Source organism: Pseudalkalibacillus berkeleyi, assembly GCF_021608225.1.
In the GTDB taxonomy this organism is placed as follows: domain Bacteria; phylum Bacillota; class Bacilli; order Bacillales; family Fictibacillaceae; genus Pseudalkalibacillus; species Pseudalkalibacillus berkeleyi.
Window position 1 is genome coordinate 2,486,472 of the sequence record NZ_JAKIJS010000001.1, and the last position, 17,019, is coordinate 2,503,490.

The 17,019-nt window shown below is 40.8% G+C and carries 14 protein-coding genes; 3 read left to right on the forward strand and 11 right to left on the reverse strand.

Annotation, left to right across the window (positions count from 1 at the left end; genetic code table 11):
- Positions 1–206: 206 nt before the first annotated feature.
- The 9 genes from eno to L2716_RS13125 all read right to left on the reverse strand — a co-directional run bounded on the left by eno (position 207) and on the right by L2716_RS13125 (position 10,555).
- On the reverse strand, positions 207–1,496 hold the full coding sequence (gene eno, locus L2716_RS13085; RefSeq protein ID WP_236336109.1) for a phosphopyruvate hydratase: 1,290 nt from the start codon (positions 1,494–1,496) through the stop codon (positions 207–209).
- Between the two features lie 379 nt (positions 1,497–1,875).
- A complete protein-coding gene (gpmI, locus tag L2716_RS13090; RefSeq protein ID WP_236336124.1) occupies positions 1,876–3,408 on the reverse strand; it encodes a 2,3-bisphosphoglycerate-independent phosphoglycerate mutase in 1,533 nt (510 codons plus the stop codon).
- On the reverse strand, positions 3,401–4,162 hold the full coding sequence (gene tpiA / locus L2716_RS13095; protein ID WP_236336126.1) for a triose-phosphate isomerase: 762 nt from the start codon (positions 4,160–4,162) through the stop codon (positions 3,401–3,403). Before tpiA ends, gpmI begins: the two co-directional genes overlap by 8 nt.
- Positions 4,163–4,368: 206 nt before the next feature.
- A complete protein-coding gene (locus L2716_RS13100; RefSeq protein ID WP_236336128.1) occupies positions 4,369–5,553 on the reverse strand; it encodes a phosphoglycerate kinase in 1,185 nt (394 codons plus the stop codon).
- Positions 5,554–5,969: 416 nt separating this feature from the next.
- Positions 5,970–6,977, reverse strand: a complete 1,008-nt coding sequence (gene gap, locus L2716_RS13105) for a type I glyceraldehyde-3-phosphate dehydrogenase (protein WP_236336138.1) — start codon at positions 6,975–6,977, stop codon at positions 5,970–5,972.
- Positions 6,978–7,061: 84 nt separating this feature from the next.
- Positions 7,062–8,075 carry a sugar-binding transcriptional regulator gene (locus tag L2716_RS13110; RefSeq protein WP_236336148.1) on the reverse strand — a complete coding sequence of 338 codons (1,014 nt, stop codon included), beginning with the start codon at positions 8,073–8,075 and terminating at the stop codon, positions 7,062–7,064.
- A 136-nt stretch (positions 8,076–8,211) separates the two neighbouring features.
- The gene (locus L2716_RS13115) at positions 8,212–8,454 is read right to left on the reverse strand and encodes a glutaredoxin family protein (RefSeq protein WP_236336150.1); all 243 of its coding nucleotides are present in this window, start codon (positions 8,452–8,454) and stop codon (positions 8,212–8,214) included.
- Between the two features lie 60 nt (positions 8,455–8,514).
- Positions 8,515–9,840 carry an RNA polymerase factor sigma-54 gene (rpoN, locus tag L2716_RS13120; RefSeq protein ID WP_236336152.1) on the reverse strand — a complete coding sequence of 442 codons (1,326 nt, stop codon included), beginning with the start codon at positions 9,838–9,840 and terminating at the stop codon, positions 8,515–8,517.
- A gap of 136 nt (positions 9,841–9,976) precedes the next feature.
- Positions 9,977–10,555 carry a cupredoxin domain-containing protein gene (locus L2716_RS13125; RefSeq protein WP_236336167.1) on the reverse strand — a complete coding sequence of 193 codons (579 nt, stop codon included), beginning with the start codon at positions 10,553–10,555 and terminating at the stop codon, positions 9,977–9,979.
- A 301-nt stretch (positions 10,556–10,856) separates the two neighbouring features.
- On the opposite strand from L2716_RS13125, the gene L2716_RS13130 reads away from it, so the two are divergent.
- From L2716_RS13130 to L2716_RS13140, 3 genes are all read left to right on the forward strand, one after another.
- Positions 10,857–11,849: an LCP family protein gene (locus tag L2716_RS13130; RefSeq protein WP_236336176.1), complete on the forward strand. Its 993-nt coding sequence runs from the start codon at positions 10,857–10,859 to the stop codon at positions 11,847–11,849.
- Between the two features lie 581 nt (positions 11,850–12,430).
- Positions 12,431–13,021, forward strand: a complete 591-nt coding sequence (gene clpP / locus L2716_RS13135) for an ATP-dependent Clp endopeptidase proteolytic subunit ClpP (protein ID WP_236336182.1) — start codon at positions 12,431–12,433, stop codon at positions 13,019–13,021.
- 108 nt (positions 13,022–13,129) lie between these two features.
- Positions 13,130–13,582: a Gmad2 immunoglobulin-like domain-containing protein gene (locus L2716_RS13140; protein ID WP_236336184.1), complete on the forward strand. Its 453-nt coding sequence runs from the start codon at positions 13,130–13,132 to the stop codon at positions 13,580–13,582.
- A gap of 57 nt (positions 13,583–13,639) precedes the next feature.
- On the opposite strand, the gene L2716_RS13145 is transcribed toward L2716_RS13140, so the two are convergent.
- Positions 13,640–15,379, reverse strand: coding sequence for an aromatic amino acid hydroxylase (locus tag L2716_RS13145; RefSeq protein WP_236337871.1), 1,740 nt, complete (start codon positions 15,377–15,379; stop codon positions 13,640–13,642).
- Positions 15,380–16,038: 659 nt separating this feature from the next.
- Positions 16,039–16,899 carry a VOC family protein gene (locus L2716_RS13150; RefSeq protein ID WP_236336186.1) on the reverse strand — a complete coding sequence of 287 codons (861 nt, stop codon included), beginning with the start codon at positions 16,897–16,899 and terminating at the stop codon, positions 16,039–16,041.
- Positions 16,900–17,019: the final 120 nt, after the last annotated feature.

Consider the following 17,019-nt stretch of genomic DNA (forward strand, 5'->3'; position numbering starts at 1 on the left):
CCTCTTTTATTGGAGATGATCGATAAATCATGAGTTTTGCACGATAAATCTGCATGTTTGATCGATAAAATGCGAGTTTTGCACGATAAATTCCCGAGTTTGCACGATAAATTCCAACTTTTGCACGATAAAGTGGTTTATGTACCTTTAGACAAAAGCATTAAAAACCCCGATTGGCGGCTGTCCAATCGGGGTTTTTCTATTGCTTATTTGTTAATGTTGTAAAATGCATCTTCCCCAGCATAGTGTCCTGCGTAGTCGAGCTCGTCCTCGATACGTAGAAGCTGGTTGTATTTTGCTACCCGGTCCGTTCGGGATGGTGCACCAGTCTTAATTTGACCCGCGTTTGTCGCAACTGCGATGTCAGCGATTGTGCTATCTTCTGTTTCACCAGAACGGTGAGAGATGACTGCAGTGTATCCTGCGCGCTTCGCCATTTCAATTGCATCAAATGTTTCAGTCAATGTACCGATCTGGTTCACTTTAATTAGGATTGAGTTACCGACTTTGCGCTCGATACCTTCAGAAAGTTTCGCAGTGTTCGTTACGAACAGGTCGTCTCCAACAAGCTGGACTTTGTCACCGATTGCTGCCGTAAGCTTTTCCCAACCGTCCCAGTCGTTTTCGTCTAGGCCATCTTCAATTGAAACGATTGGATATTTAGATGACAACTCTTCATACCAAGCAACCATTTCTTCAGATGTCTTCGTAACGCCTTCACCTGAAAGATGATACTTGCCATCTTTATAAAGCTCAGAAGATGCAACATCTAATGCCAACTTCACTTCTTCGCCTGGCTTGTAGCCTGCTTTTTCAATGGCTTCGATAATTGTTGAGATTGCTTCTTCGTTAGATCCTAGGTTCGGAGCAAATCCACCTTCATCTCCAACAGCTGTGTTCAAGCCTTTGTCTTTTAATACTTTTTTCAATGTGTGGAAAATTTCAGCCCCAACACGAAGTGCTTCACGGAATGTTTCTGCTCCGACAGGCATAACCATGAATTCTTGGATATCTACGTTGTTATCTGCGTGCTCTCCGCCGTTTAAGATGTTCATCATTGGTGTTGGAAGTGATTTTGCATTGAAACCACCAAGATAGTTGTAAAGTGGTACACCAAGGTGGTCTGCAGCTGCGTGTGCCACTGCCATGGATACACCAAGGATTGCGTTAGCGCCTAACTTTCCTTTGTTCTCAGTACCGTCGAGCTCTAACAACTGCTTGTCGATTGCAACTTGGTCAAGTGCATCGAAATATACAAGTTCAGGTGCAATGAGTTCATTTACGTTATTTACAGCATTTAATACACCTTTGCCTAGATAACGATCTTTGTCACCGTCACGAAGTTCTACAGCTTCGTACTCTCCAGTTGAAGCGCCACTTGGTACGAGTGCACGACCACGAGCGCCTGATTCTAACCAAACCTCAACTTCTACAGTCGGGTTACCACGAGAATCTAATACTTCACGAGCAAAAATATTAATAATACTTGATGGCATAACATTCATCTCCTTGTTTTAAAAGCTAATTTTATATAGTCATTTATTTACTACGAAATTCAACTCGCTTTCCGCGGGTATGGAAATGCGGAATCGCCTTGTTCAGGTGCGATAAAGAAAACTTGGCAATGCATATCCTCTAGTGGAAGCTTCTGCCTTAGTTGCACTTATGCTGGTAGTAAGAGCGCTGGAGGTTCCTCAAACCAACACGGTTATGGTGTTGTAAGAGGAATTGAAGCGACCTCGAGCACTTAGGCGATGTAGCTAGACAAAACCGCCGCGAGCCTTTTAGATCACTTCGTTCTTTAAGAAGTCTCGCTTGGTCCGCTTTTCCCGCAGGAGTCTCATGAATTTCGCTTCTAATAAAATCTCAAAGCAACTACTTTAATAAAGTTTTACCTGTCATCTCTTTCGGCTGCTTACCGCCTAAAAGATCTAGAATCGTCGGTGATAGATCTGCAAGAATTCCGTCTTCTCGTAGTTCTCCACCTTTTTTCGTTACGATAACGGGTACAGGGTTCGTTGTATGGGCTGTCATCGGTTTTCCTTCTGTCGTCATGACTTCATCAGAGTTACCATGGTCTGCTGTGATAATCGCTGCTCCATCCTTTTCTAAGATGAGATCAACAATTTTACCAAGACATTCATCGACCGTTTCTATCGCTTTAATCGTTGGTTCAAGCATACCTGAATGACCAACCATGTCCGGATTTGCGAAGTTCAAAATGATGACATCATGCTTGTCCGCATTCAACTCATCAAGCAACGCGTCCGTTACTTCATAAGCACTCATCTCAGGCTGTAAGTCATAGGTTGCGACTTTTGGAGAATCAATCAATATCCGTTCCTCACCAGGAAACTCTTTTTCACGACCTCCACTGAAAAAGAACGTCACATGTGGGTATTTCTCGGTTTCAGCTATTCTAAGCTGTTTATAATCTTGTTGAGCTAGTGCTTCACCTAGCGTGTTATCTAGGTTCGTCGGTTTGAATGCGACTTCTCCATCAATCGATTCACTGAACTGGGTCAAACATACATAGTGTAAGTTTTTCGGACGACCTTCTCCTCGATCAAACCCTCTGAAATCGTCATTCGTGAATACTTGAGAAATCTGGATAGCTCTGTCAGGTCGGAAGTTAAAGAAGATGATCGCATCATCGTCCTCAATCGTCGCAACCGGTGAACCGTCATCCTTCGTAATGACTGATGGTAGTACGAATTCATCATGGATATCATTTTGGTAAGAATCTTCTACTACTTCGATCGGATCGTTGTAGGATGGGCCTTCGCCGTATGTCATTGCACGATACGAACGCTCCACTCTGTCCCACCGCTTATCACGGTCCATCGAATAGTACCGACCTGATATTGTCGCAAATTCCCCAACACCAAATTCGGCCATTTTTTCTTGTAAAGCTGAGATATATTGTTTGGCTGATTGTGGTCCAACATCACGGCCGTCTAAGAAACCATGGATATAAACTCTCTCGACGTCTTGTTCGGATGCAAGCTTCAACAATGCATAAAGATGATCAATATGACTGTGAATACCACCATCAGATAGCAAACCAAATATATGGAGCGCTGAATCCTTTTTCTTTACGTGGTCCATCGCATCTAAGAAGGTTTGATTTTCATAAAATTCGCCTTCTTTAATAGATAGGTTTACTCGGGTCAAACTTTGATAGACGACACGGCCTGCACCGATATTCAGGTGACCGACCTCCGAGTTCCCCATTTGACCTTCAGGAAGGCCAACCGCTTCTCCACTCGCTTGGAGTTGAGCGTGAGGAAACGCATTCCAGTAGCGATCAAAATTCGGCTTGTTAGCCTGGGCGACCGCATTCCCTTTTGTTTCATCCCGTAATGCAAACCCATCTAAAATGATGAGCGCGACTGGTTTTTTAGCCATTATGAACAACCTCCAACAATTGTAGGAAAGATTGTGGCTTTAAGCTTGCTCCACCGACTAGTGCTCCATCAATATCAGATTGGCTCATTAATTCTCCAATCGTTTCAGGCTTCACACTTCCACCATATTGGATTCGGACGTTGTCTGCAACTTCCTTCGAATACTTTTCTTCTACAACATTACGAATATATGCACAAACTTCATTTGCATCTTCAGAAGTAGCTGATTTTCCAGTTCCGATTGCCCAAATTGGTTCGTAAGCAATCACAACTTCGCGAACTTGATCTTCAGACAAGCCACTTAGTGCAAGCTCAACTTGTTTTTTGACATGAGGTTTGGTTTCTTCACTTTCGCGTTGCTCCAGTGACTCGCCTACGCATACGATAGGCACTAAATTGTACTTAAAGGCTGCATGTACTTTCTTATTAACGGATTCATTCGTTTCACCAAACATTTCTCTGCGCTCAGAATGACCTAGTATCACATATTCAACGTTCATGTCGTTAAGAGCAAGAGGACTAATTTCACCTGTAAAAGCTCCTGATTCCTCATGATGCATGTTTTGAGCACCAATATGAAGTTTGGAATCTGTCGTTTCGTTCACAAGCGCATTTAGAAATAATGCAGGCGCACAAATAACTGAATCGATTTTTTCTTGATCTGGGATCAATTGACTGATCTCCTTAACAAAGCTTTTCGACTCCTCTAATGTCTTATGCATCTTCCAGTTTCCTGCGATAATCGGTTTACGCATCTTTAAGGACCACCTTTCTTCAACTATTAAATATTCTTTAAAGACAAATTAGAATCAAGAAGTTCTAGGCACGCAGGTTTTGAGGACCGGATAGTTCAGGATATGAAACCGGCTAAAAACGCCACGTCCTGTGACAACGCCGGCCCTAGTACATCCTGTACGTCGGAGGACCGGTAAAACCAAGTAACAACGAAATTCGCAGATTATTATTTGTCGTTTAGTGCTGCCACTCCAGGTAGTACTTTCCCTTCCATAAACTCAAGAGAAGCACCGCCACCTGTAGAGATGTGGCTCATCTGATCAGCTAGTCCGAATTTCTCAACTGCTGCTGCAGAATCTCCACCACCAATTACACTGTACGTATCTTTTGCGTCAGCAAGTGCATTTGCTACACCTTTCGTACCATTTGCAAATGCCGGAATTTCGAATACACCCATCGGTCCATTCCATATTACAAGCTTCGAACCTTCAATCACTGTTCTGTACTCATCTCGGGTTTCTGGACCTATATCAAGCGCTTCCCAATCAGATGGGATTTCATCAATAGAGACGACTTTCGTATTCGCATCTCCGGAGAAGTCATCCGCAACAATTGCATCCTTAGGTAGGTAGAACTTCACGCCTTTTTGTTCTGCTTTTTCCATAAATGTTTTCGCGAGATCTATTTTGTCTTCTTCTAATAGTGACTTTCCGATATCATGCCCTAAAGCTTTCACAAATGTGTAAGCTAAACCGCCACCGATGATCAAGTTATCGACTTTATCTAATAGATTGTCAATGACACCGATTTTGTCTTTTACTTTTGCGCCACCAATAATTGCAGTAAATGGGCGTTCTGGCTCAGCTAATGCTTTTCCAAGAACCTCAAGCTCTTTCTCCATTAAAAATCCAGCCACGCCAGGTAGATGATGCGCGATACCTTCTGTTGAAGCATGTGCACGGTGTGCTGCTCCAAACGCATCGTTCACATAAAAGTCTGCGAGGTTAGCGAATGCTTTTGCAAGTTCCGCGTCATTCTTCTCTTCTCCCGCTTCGAAACGGACATTTTCGATTAATAGAACGCCGCCAAGATCAAGGGTAGAGATTGCTTTCTCAACTTCCTCACCATAAACTTCATCTGTTTTCGTAACAGTGCGGTTCAGTAGATCACTTAATCGTTTCGCAACTGGATCGAGTCGTAATTCCTCGACTACTTCACCCTTCGGACGTCCTAAGTGACTCGCAAGAATAACCTTTGCACCTTGTTCTACGAGGTGTTGAATCGTTGGTAGAGCAGCTCGAATCCTCGTGTCATCTGTCACTTCACCATTTTTCATCGGTACATTGAAGTCTACACGACAGAACACTTTTTTCCCATTCACATCAATATCTCGGATCGATTGTTTTTGCATTCGGAAAGCCTCCTTAAATAACTGAATTCATTCAAATGTTCGATAAAATTAAAGTTTTGTCCGATAAAAAGCCATCTTTGCACGATAAAATCGGGGTTTTGCACGATAAATGTGTAAGTTTGCACGATAAATCATCCAACGAACATTCATCGCCCTGTTTAATCAGAGCAATTACTTAAAATCGGCTAAGTACACGTGAAAAGAGGAGTAAAAATTACCCCTCCCCCACATTCTATATAAACTTATGATTCAGGTACAGTTTTTCGATAGAAAAACAACCTTATCTTTTTAGTGACGAATTAGAAACGAGAAGTTCAAGGCACGATGGTTTTGAGGACCGGAGTGTATGCTTTTAATACATGAGGACCGGTAAAACCGAGTAACGATGAAATTCGACGTTAATAATTCTGTCACTTTTACAATCCTTTAGATGCGATGAAAGCAACCAAATCAACAACACGGTGAGAATATCCGCTTTCGTTGTCGTACCATGAAATTGCTTTGACCATGTTTCCTTCCATAACCATTGTAGATTGTGCATCTACTGTGGAAGAATCAGGGTTTCCGTTGTAGTCAGTTGATACAAGTGGCTCTTCACTATATCCAAGCACACCTTTCAAGTTTGTTTCAGAAGCTTCTTTAAATGCTGCGTTCACTTCTTCAACCGTTACATCTGTATCGAGCTCTGCTACAAGGTCAACTAGAGATACGTTCGGTGTTGGAACACGCATTGCCATTCCGTTCAACTTGCCTTCAAGCTCAGGAAGGACAAGGGATACCGCTTTTGCAGCACCAGTTGTTGTCGGGATGATGTTCTCTCCAGCTGCACGTGCTCGACGGTAGTCTTTATGCGGAAGGTCAAGGATTTGTTGGTCATTCGTGTATGAGTGAACTGTTGTCATCATTCCACGCTTCAATCCGAATTTGTCATGCAAAACTTTTGCAAGTGGTGCAAGACAGTTTGTCGTACAAGATGCATTTGAGATTACATTGTGGCTAGCTGCATCGTATTTTTCTTCGTTTACACCAAGAACAACTGTGATGTCTTCATCCTTCGCTGGAGCAGAAATGACAACTTTCTTCGCACCTGCTTCAATGTGTTTTGCTGCATCGTCGCGTTGTGTGAAGCGACCAGTTGATTCAACTACGATTTCAACACCAAGATCTCCCCATCCTAGTTGGGCTGGGTCACGTTCAGAAAGTACTTTAATTTCTTTACCATCAACTACAAGGTTTTCACCGTTTACTTCTACTTTCGCATCAAGCTTACCGTGAACTGTGTCATATTGAAGTAGGTGTGCAAGCATGTTTGCATCCGTCAAGTCGTTTACTGCAACCACTTCAACGTCCTTATTGTTTAAAGCTGAACGAAATACATTACGTCCGATACGTCCAAATCCGTTAATTCCGATTTTTGTAGCCATATTAATAACTCCTCCTTGGAATATATACCTTAAGTATTTTTGAATCTATTTTAAGAGGTAACGATCACCGGATAGCAATCGTTCCTATAATAACTCGTTTGCTGCGCCCTCATCCGTAATTAAGATCTGGCGAGGTCCACGTTTCATATATGCTGCGATTGCATTTGCTTTACTGCTTCCGCCTGCTACGGCAAAAATCGTTTTGTCGTCTGTCAGGTCATCAAGCTGTAAGCCTACTGTTTTCAGCTTGTGTACAATGGTTCCATCTTGGTCGAAATAATAGCCAAATGCCTCAGCAACAGCATTTTGTTTCTCAATTTCTTGAAAAACGATCGATGATGAATTTCTTCGTTCTGCCATCGTTGTAGCTTCACCTATACCGTGAATGACGATTCCTGCTGAACGAATTTGTTCAAGAACATCTTTTACACCTGGCTCTTCAATTAGGGACTGATAAGATTCTTTGCTTAATTGATCGGGGACATGCAATAAGCGATACTCTCCATTCGCTTTCTGAGCCATTGTTGAACAAATTGTATTTGCTTGATTCTCGACATGCTCACCTAGTCCGCCTCGAGCTGGGACAATTAAAGGTCTTTTTCTATTCGGTAATGGCTTCATCATTTCAGCCACTGCCGCTAGTGTCGTTCCACCTGTAACTGCGATCGTTCTCTCAGATTTCAACAATGGTAAAAGCCGATTGACCGCTGCTTTTCCCATTTCTGTTTTCACCCATTGATCTCGATCACTATCACCAGGAACGATAATCACTTCTGCCAACTTTAATTTTTCCCGTAATCGCTCTTCTAAAACATGAAGACCCGAAACTTCTTTCATTACATTTTCAAGTTCTAAGAGAATATCATTACCTTCATCAGTTAAAGTCATACCTGATGTTGAAATATTCAATAGCCCTTGTTTGTTTAAGAATTCTACTTCGGCTCTAAGCACCCGTTCCGTTTGTTGAAGGTTCGTCGCTAGACTGCGCCTTCCAATCGGTTGTAGGAATCTCACATTTTGAAGGATTCGATAACGGTTTTGCATGACATCCACTAAATCTGGCAATAATTTTCTTTGTAACTCAATGATCGGTTCCATCGCAACTCCCCTTTTTGAGAGTGTAGGACTAATTTTGTCCCGGTTAGTCATATTATGTCCCAATCTGTGTAAAAAAATATAACGACCTTTCAAGTAGTATAATAGCAAGTCTTCTGTAGATGTTCAACTCATAACACTAAAAAAATGTAAGTAAGCGTTTTCTAAGTGAAATTCGATCTAATTTACCATATTGTATGTCTTTACCTTCCACTTGGACAACAGGAATCATTAGTCCATAAGCTTCGAGCCATTCATCCTTTTCATAAATATCTCTTTCTTCAATATGAAAACCAAGCTCCTCTTGAAGATCCTCAAGGATAATGAGCGCATAATCACATAATGGACACTGTTTTTTCGTATAAAAATGGACAGTTAGCATCTAATCGAACTCCTTTTATGTAAATGAAAAGATGGAACATGGTTATCTGTCCCATCTTTATTATACGACAAGTGATTTTCTTTTCGAAGAGGAAGGAATTCGTAGTTCCTCTCGGTATTTTGCGACCGTTCTCCTCGATATTGCAATTCCATCACTCTTTAAATTGTCTGCAATTTTTTGGTCAGAGAGTGGTTTTTGCTTTCTCTCTTCTTCAATCATTCGCTTAATTTTTATCTTGACCTGAGCGGAGGATGTATCTTCTGAATGATGTCCATTGTCGATCTTCGAGGTGAACAATGATTTTAGTGTAATCGTTCCTCTCGGTGTTTGAATTGTTTTATTTTTCACAGCTCGACTGATCGTCGATTCGTGCACCTCAATCGCTTCTGCTACTTCTTTCAAGGTCATCGGCTTCAAAGCTTCATAACCTTGCTCGAAGAAATCATGTTGCTTATCAACTAAATAATCACCGAGACGCTCAAGCGTTTGGCGTCTCTGTTCTAGGCTTCGTTTTAACCACTCATATTTTTGTAGTTGTCGCTCTAAATAAGCTTTAGCATCTGAATGACGTTCTAACATTCGGAAGTAACGATCATTCAAAGTGACTTCAGGCACTAACTCTTCATTCATCCGTAATTTATATTCCCCAGCATTATTCTTTTCTATGAAAAATTCAGGCTGGACCCATTCACTCCGGCTATGGTTGTACTCCGAACACGGCCTAGGATTCAAAGAACGAATTGTATCTTCAGCCTGCTTCAATTCTTCTAAGGATATTTGTAGTTTTTTCGATAATTCATTATATTTTCGATCGGCTAGCTCTTGGAGATGATCTTCCAGGATTGCCTGAACGTGTATCGAGTTTTCATTAAGAGCGTTGTACTGTATTTTAAGACATTCAGCAAGAGATCTTGCACCTACTCCAATCGGCTCAAGCTGCTGCACATTTTCTAGTGCTTTTATGACGAGACTTTCAGAAACTCCAAGTTCAATTTGCAGTTGATCCAAACTACAATCTAAATAGCCGTTCTCATCTAAACAGTAAATCAAATATTCGGAAACGGCTTTTTCTTGATCGCAAATGTCCAGCCAAGCTAATTGTTCAATAAGATGGTCTTGCAGTGATGGTTCTTCAGCTTTCACATAATTGATCGGATGAGTGTCATCTTCACCGTAGTACCATGTGTCTGAACCTTCAGCACGGTCACTCATTTTGGTAGTAGGTAATGGCTTCTCAATCAACTCTATGATCGGATTTTCCGTAGCTTGCTGTTGTAAAAAGTTAGATAGCTCAAGTGTTGGGTATTGTAAAATCGTGATCGCTTGTCGCAACTCATTTGTCATGACAAGTTTCAACGATTGTGTTTGAAATAAACCAAGTTCCATAACAATACCTCCCTACTCCCATCATATCAAATATGAATGCGCTTTATCACTATGTAATATTTACATATGAAAAATAAAACGAATCAAAATAGTAAGAAAAAGAGTGCCCAGTTCGGACACTCTTTGTTCGCTCCATTTATTCTTCTACCGTTATGGTACCTTTCATTCCAGCTTCTTTATGTCCGGCAACGCTACAATAAAATTCAAAAGTTCCAGTTTCTTTAGGAATAAACTTAATGCTGACAGTCTGACCAGGTTCTGCATTCATATGAAGTGTCTTCATATCCATTTGATCTCCGTGTGCGTAAGCTTTTTTCGTGCCTAGCAATCGATCCAGCATAGAAGTTTTATCCGGGTGGTCTGGCATGTCACTCATAAATGTCATCTCAACATCTAGTTCTTTTTCCACAAAATCGTGAAACACTTGTCCCTCATTTTTCAATACAAACTCATATTCTTGACCTTTTTTCAAAGTAATTGTTGACGGTTCAAACTTCATTTCAGTCGCAACGATTTCGATCGTGTTTTTATCCATCGTTGCATCTTGATCGTTCGACTTGCTATCTGACTGATCATCTCCATCACTTTGCTGTTCTTCTGTCGATTCTGGTTCCTCGTTATTCTTCGTCTCTGGGCTGTCTTCTGATCCACAAGCTACAAGAATTGCTAATAAGAGAAGTGACAGGAAATACAGTGGTGTCCTTTTATTAAACATAAAAATAGTCCCCTCCATTTTTGTCGATTAATGTTATATTAAAGGTATATTACATATCTTTAATTAGCAAACGATTCCATATTGAAATCGGATCACAAAAATATTGTAATTTATTGAAGCAGTACCAATGATCAATTGCTTTCAAAAGTAAGCAATATCACTATCTGATCTGTACTCAGGGGATACTACAAAGGTAAATTATTAATGAAAAATTTTCTCCCAAGTTCATACAAATCTTTACAAGATATGATATAATTTAGTGCTAGTATGTCATTTTATCGTTTATGGTGGTGAAAGAGTAATGCCTTCACGTATAGATCGGAAAAAGCAAAAGAAAAAAGGCGGTTTTCTAAAGAAAACTCTCTTATTTTTAGTGATTTTATTTATAGCTGTTGCTGGATACGCGGCCATTCAATATTACTTAGGATTACAACAAGCAGATCCTTCAAAGGAAATGGACAACAACTATGAATTCAACGCCCCTGAAGTTAAAGGAAAGTATAATGTATTGTTGTTAGGTGTCGATGCTCGAGAAGAAGATGAAAGCTCGAGAACAGATACAATTATGATTGCTCAATACGATACAGACGAGAATAAAGCTAAGCTTGTCTCTATTATGCGTGATTCATATGTCGAGATTCCAGGTTATAAAAACAATAAAATCAATGCTGCCTTCTTCCACGGAGGACCTGAATTATTGCGACAAACAATCAAAGAAAATTTTGATATCGATATTCATTATTATGCGCTGGTCGACTTTAAAGGATTTGAACAAATTGTTGATACCATTGCACCAGACGGGATCGAAATGGATGTTGAAAAAAGAATGTCAACAAACATCGGTGTCACTCTACAACCTGGAGTACAGAGGTTAAACGGAAAAGAATTATTGGGTTATGCACGTTTTCGACATGACGCAAGAGGTGACTATGCACGTGTTGAACGCCAGCAGAAAGTGGTTTCAAAAGTGAAGGATGAATTCACTAGTCTTTATGGTATAAGCAAATTACCTAAAGTGATTGGCACCATCCAACCTTATATTGATACGAATATGAAATCATTTACTGCAATTGGATTAGCAAAAGATGTGATTCTTAACAAAGGTGATATTGAAACGATGAAAATCCCTGTTGAAGGTGGATTCGAAGAGACTTCAAATTCTGCTGGCTCAATTTTGCAGCTTGATTTTGAGAAAAACTCACAAGCCCTTAAAGACTTTCTCGGTTTTGATGTAGACACAACTACAATCACAGAAAACAACAACACAGATGAAGAAGAAACAGAAGAATCCTAAATAAATGAAACAAAATCTTTCGGTCGTACCCTGAAAAAGAGGAAACGCTGATTTCGGTACTAGCAAGAGGCTCAGAGTGAACAACTCTGGGCCATTTTTCTGTCCGCCATATCCAAATCGAGCTGCTACCGCGGATAGTAACACCCCTTTTCTGTCCGCCATTTCCAGATCGAGCTGCTACCGCGGACAGTAACACCCCTTTTCTGTCCGCCATTTCCATATTGAGCTGCTACCGCGGACAGTAACACCCCTTTTCTGTCCGCCATTTCCAGATCGAGCTGCTACCACGGATAGTAACACCCCTTTTCTGTCCGCCATTTCCAGATTGAGCTGCTACCGCGGACAGAAAGCCACATATTTCTAGAGATAGGACGTTTAAATCGGCTCGGAACGGGAAAAATGGTATGATGTATACATAGCTATCTTACATAAAGCTTTAGGTCCTTGAACATTCGAGCATTAAAAAAAACGTCGAACGATTTTCAGTGTTGTAGGAGCCGAAAGGTTTGACCTATATTGACCTTTTGAGTAAGATGAAATTAAACCATAAACATACTTATGGAAAGAGGAGGATTTCTGAAATGAACTTAATCCCAACAGTTATTGAACAAACGAACCGCGGAGAACGTGCTTATGACATCTATTCCCGCCTTCTAAAAGACCGTATCATCATGCTCGGAAGCGCGATTGATGATAACGTAGCAAATTCAATTGTTGCACAGTTATTATTCTTAGCTGCAGAGGATCCTGAAAAGGATATTTCTCTTTACATTAACAGCCCGGGTGGATCGATTACTGCAGGTATGGCGATTTTTGATACGATGCAATTCATCAAACCGAAAGTCAGCACAATCTGTATCGGTATGGCAGCATCAATGGGTGCCTTCTTACTTACAGCAGGTGAGCCTGGTAAACGTTACGCTCTTCCAAACAGTGAAGTCATGATTCACCAACCACTTGGTGGAACACAAGGGCAAGCTGCTGACATTGAAATTCACGCGCGTCGTATTATTGAAATGCGAGAAAAGATCAACCAAATCATCGCAGATCGATCTGGACAGCCAGTTGAAGTTGTTGAACGCGACACAGACCGTGATAACTTCATGAGCGCAGAACGTGCAAAAGAATATGGCTTAATTGACGATGTTCTACAACAGCCAGTAACAAAATAACGCAACTCCAAAAGGATCGACCGATTAAAGGTCGATCCTTTTTTTATCAAAACGAAGCGGCTTTAATCTCTGCTGAACAACATAAACTGTTGTAAGGAGGGGTTATGAGTGAAGCGAATCTTAGTGATGGTATTGGTCGTGATGCTTGGTTTGGGCGCGTATCAAATGTATTCTAATCAAGATATTGAGACACCCGTTACTGAAGATCAGCAAAATGGAGACGATCAAAAGAAAGATCCAACTCCAGAAGCACCAGCAGAAAACGATGCTTTTAAAATTGAAAGTCCTCGACCAAACGAAATGGTTAGTAGAGAATTTCTCTTCAAAGGGAAAGCACGCGTTTTTGAAGCAAGTTTTCAGTATGAATTGAAGGATGGAGAGAACGTTATTGAATCTGATTTCCTTATGGCATCTGAAGGTGCACCAGCTTGGGGAGATTTTGAAAAAACCATCTCGGTTCCTGAAAGTGTGTCTGACCAATTAGTGCTTAAAGTGTTCGTTGAAAGTGCAAAAGACGGATCGGAAATTAATATTATAGAGATACCCCTTAAAGTTGAGTAGACGAGAAAGAACCAGAGTGACGACGTGCCCACTCTGGTTCTTTCTCGATTTGTGGTGTTAAGCTGATTTACGGACTTTGATCAAATGTAGTCCGTTATCAATCCACTTTTTCAATTTCGGCTGGTGTTTCATTTGTTCCAAGTCACTCATCAATTTATGCTTCGTCGTTGGCAATAAAGGTTTTTGTGTTAGAATCTCAACGATTTCCAGGCGTAGTAGCCAATCCTCCGGAAAGCTTTCTAATTCTTGCACGACATGATTAATCGTTGCGATGATTTCCTGAGGTGTCTGCTCTTCCTCTCGTATTTTACGAATTTTTCCGTATAACTGCTCTAATGGTGTAAGTTCTCTTTCCTCAACATGAGCAACCTCTTCGTTCACATCTCCACCAAAGAAATGCTCACTATCAGCAGCGCCAGCAAATACTGACGTAATCTCTGTTCCAACAGCCATATCGAACACGCCCTCCCCGCTTTCGAATAAAACGGATCCATTATGAGAGACTTGCGCGTTCTTAATGCCTATCAGTATGACTTTATCATTTTTTCGAACAACATGATCGAGGATGCCTTCCACCATCACACCTGATTGAAATTCTAACGTGAATGCTTCATCCACTTGGATGCCTTGCTCAGAAAACTCAGCTTCCGTCCAATCTTCAAGTGCTTTTTCAGAGGTAACTACGTCTCCAATTGGCGAGCTGAATCCTTCTGTGTGAACATTTTTACCATGCCCATCAATGACCTCATCATCAACTGACAATGCTGTCGGACCTGAAGTTTTCATAAAGATTGCTTCCCCATCATCGTCCTTGATTAACTCTGATACTGTCCCTGTTACTTGGAGTCCTGAACTGAAAACAGATGTCGAAGTGTTTGCAGATCGAACTGCTTTCTCCAAGCTCTCCGTTCCACCGACCTTGAATGCCATCGTTTCTGAAAATTGTTCAACAGCATCTAATAGTTGATCAAAGTTTTTACAAACAAATAATTGAGGCTGTTGCGTCGTAATATCAAACCCAGTATTGATGACGGTGTCCAACTCAAACGGAAGCTTTGTAACCTCTTCTGAAAGGCTCGACACACTTTCCCCAATTGAAGATAGTAGACCTGCTCCGTATAAAACAGGTTTCTCGACACTTCCGATCATGCCGAATTCCACTGTCCACCAGTATAACCTAGAGATTTGTTCCGCCTCTGATATTTCAGTAACCGCTTCTTGTTTCTCTTTAAAATTTGCACGCGCCGCTTCGATATCTTGCTCTGGAACAGATCCATCTTCAAGAAGCGCAGATAGCGTACGGATTGCATCAAAAAGTTCGTGCTCTTCTTTAGTAGCAAGTGCCTTTGAGCCAATTTCTCCAAATTTCTTGACGAATTCTGCGTATGTCGAATCACATAAAATCGGCGCATGACCAGCAGCTTCATGAATGATATCAGGTGCAGGTGTGTAATCAATGTTCTCCAGCTTTCGGATATCTGTCGCAATCGGTAAGTAACCATGCGCTTGGAAATCGAAAAACATGACTGCAGGGATGAAACCATCTATTGTAACGGCTCCCCATCCAAAAGGCTTGAGACTTTCATTCATGTCGTCCACTTTCGGTATGGAATCGATTTTGATTCCTGATGAAACGAGACCATCCGTATAAGCTTCATGAGCTACATCTTTTAAGAAGTTATGGTTTTGTCTCATCACGTAACGCCAAACAGAATGGTCGATCGGTGAATACTGTTCATGATGCTGCTCTACAACATATTTCCTTAAATGTGCCGGTAATGGTCTTTGTTTCATGATTCATTCTCCTTTTTATATAGTAAAATCTTAAAAGATAGGCTTTGTTAGCTTTCATTGTTGATGTTTAAAGAAATAGAAGCATAAGGCGGCGACTCCTGCGGGAAAAGCAACAGACTGAAGACCCCGCAGAGCGAGGGAACTAAGGAACTTCAACTAATTACCACCACGTCCTGTGGTGAACGTTGAAGTCACCACATCCTGTGGAAGTGAGGAGACTGAAGCGTTGCCCGCGGAAAGCGTCCACCTGAAGCTGTTCAAAATCAACAACAGTCTTTAACAGAGCTAATAAAATAAAAAACCTTCCATCCAACTAGGGACGAAAAGTTTCCGCGGTACCACCCTGATTGATGAACAATATTTTGTTCATCCACTCAAATGAGAAAGTCTATAAAATACTGCAATGTAATTCGCAATGACGACTGCCTGAACTTTCACCTACCGTCCAGTCTCTATTTGCTGCTCATCGTAGTGCTACTGCTTTTGCAAAGACTTTTATATTTATTTTTTTATTTATACTTAAACGCTTAGACGCTTTTAAGTGTTAAAGTTAATATACACACTAATTTTCAAAACGTCAACCCATTTATTAAAAAATAATAAAAGGGCTATATCTCAAATACTGTTCAGAACACACTTGAGATATAGCCTTCTTTATTCTTTTAACTGCCATTATGAGTCGAAAGTTGAATGCTGTTTCCTGACGGATCCTTTGTCAACACTCGATCATTCGAAATAACCACATCATAACCTAATTCATTCAACTGACTAATTACGTGATCCCTTTCTTGTTCGGTGGCATATGTAATGGAATATGATTTCATTCTCATACTGCTTTCGTCTGGTGGGGCAATACCTTTTCCATTCCATGTGTTCAAACCAATGTGGTGGTGATATCCTCCAGTAGAAACGAACAAAGCTTGTTGTCTTATCGGAATCGTAATGTCAAACCCTAGCCCATTAACGTAAAAGTCCTTGGCTGCTTCTAAGTCGTGTACATGTAAATGGATGTGTCCCAAAACTGTTTCTGAAGGCAGGCCATCCCATTGACCATCTGCCTCTTCTAGTACCCCTTCTATGTCAATTGGATCACTTGCAAGTGGCAATTCTCCATTCTGCCAAGTCCATTGTTCAGATGGTAAATCTCGATACACTTCTATGCCATGACCATCTGGGTCAGCCAAATAGAGCGCTTCACTAAACAAATGATCTGAACCACCTTGAATAGGATGGTTGACAGTTTTCACATGATTAATAAAGTTCCCTAGATCTTTTCGAGTTGGTAATAAGATAGCAAAATGGAACAATCCTGTGCGGTTACGTTGTTTAGGTTGAGCGGTATCCACTTCCTCCAAGGTTACAAGCGGATGTTTTCCATCTGCCGTTAATACGACGATATTTCCGTTCTTCTCCAATTCTTTAAAGCCTAAAATATTTTTATAAAATGAGAGTGAATGCTTTAAATTAGAAACAATTAGATGAATTCGATCTACATATGGATTCGACAATCGATGATAGGTCATCATGTACCTCCCCTGAGCACTTACTTTTTTATAGTTATAACTTTACTATATCATATTTCACTAAACTTACAATAAGTAAGTGTTTTAAAATAAAAAAATCACCAGCCTGACTGATGATTT

Excerpts from the sequence above, each read along its gene's own strand:
- eno (WP_236336109.1), bottom strand. The coding sequence starts at position 1,496 with ATGCCATCAAGTATTATTAATATTTTTGCTCGTGAAGTATTAGATTCT.
- gpmI (WP_236336124.1), bottom strand. The coding sequence starts at position 3,408 with ATGGCTAAAAAACCAGTCGCGCTCATCATTTTAGATGGGTTTGCATTA.
- tpiA (WP_236336126.1), bottom strand. The coding sequence starts at position 4,162 with ATGCGTAAACCGATTATCGCAGGAAACTGGAAGATGCATAAGACATTA.
- L2716_RS13100 (WP_236336128.1), bottom strand. The coding sequence starts at position 5,553 with ATGCAAAAACAATCGATCCGAGATATTGATGTGAATGGGAAAAAAGTG.
- gap (WP_236336138.1), bottom strand. The coding sequence starts at position 6,977 with ATGGCTACAAAAATCGGAATTAACGGATTTGGACGTATCGGACGTAAT.
- L2716_RS13110 (WP_236336148.1), bottom strand. The coding sequence starts at position 8,075 with ATGGAACCGATCATTGAGTTACAAAGAAAATTATTGCCAGATTTAGTG.
- L2716_RS13115 (WP_236336150.1), bottom strand. The coding sequence starts at position 8,454 with ATGCTAACTGTCCATTTTTATACGAAAAAACAGTGTCCATTATGTGAT.
- rpoN (WP_236336152.1), bottom strand. The coding sequence starts at position 9,840 with ATGGAACTTGGTTTATTTCAAACACAATCGTTGAAACTTGTCATGACA.
- L2716_RS13125 (WP_236336167.1), bottom strand. The coding sequence starts at position 10,555 with ATGTTTAATAAAAGGACACCACTGTATTTCCTGTCACTTCTCTTATTA.
- L2716_RS13130 (WP_236336176.1), top strand. The coding sequence starts at position 10,857 with ATGCCTTCACGTATAGATCGGAAAAAGCAAAAGAAAAAAGGCGGTTTT.
- clpP (WP_236336182.1), top strand. The coding sequence starts at position 12,431 with ATGAACTTAATCCCAACAGTTATTGAACAAACGAACCGCGGAGAACGT.
- L2716_RS13150 (WP_236336186.1), bottom strand. The coding sequence starts at position 16,899 with ATGACCTATCATCGATTGTCGAATCCATATGTAGATCGAATTCATCTA.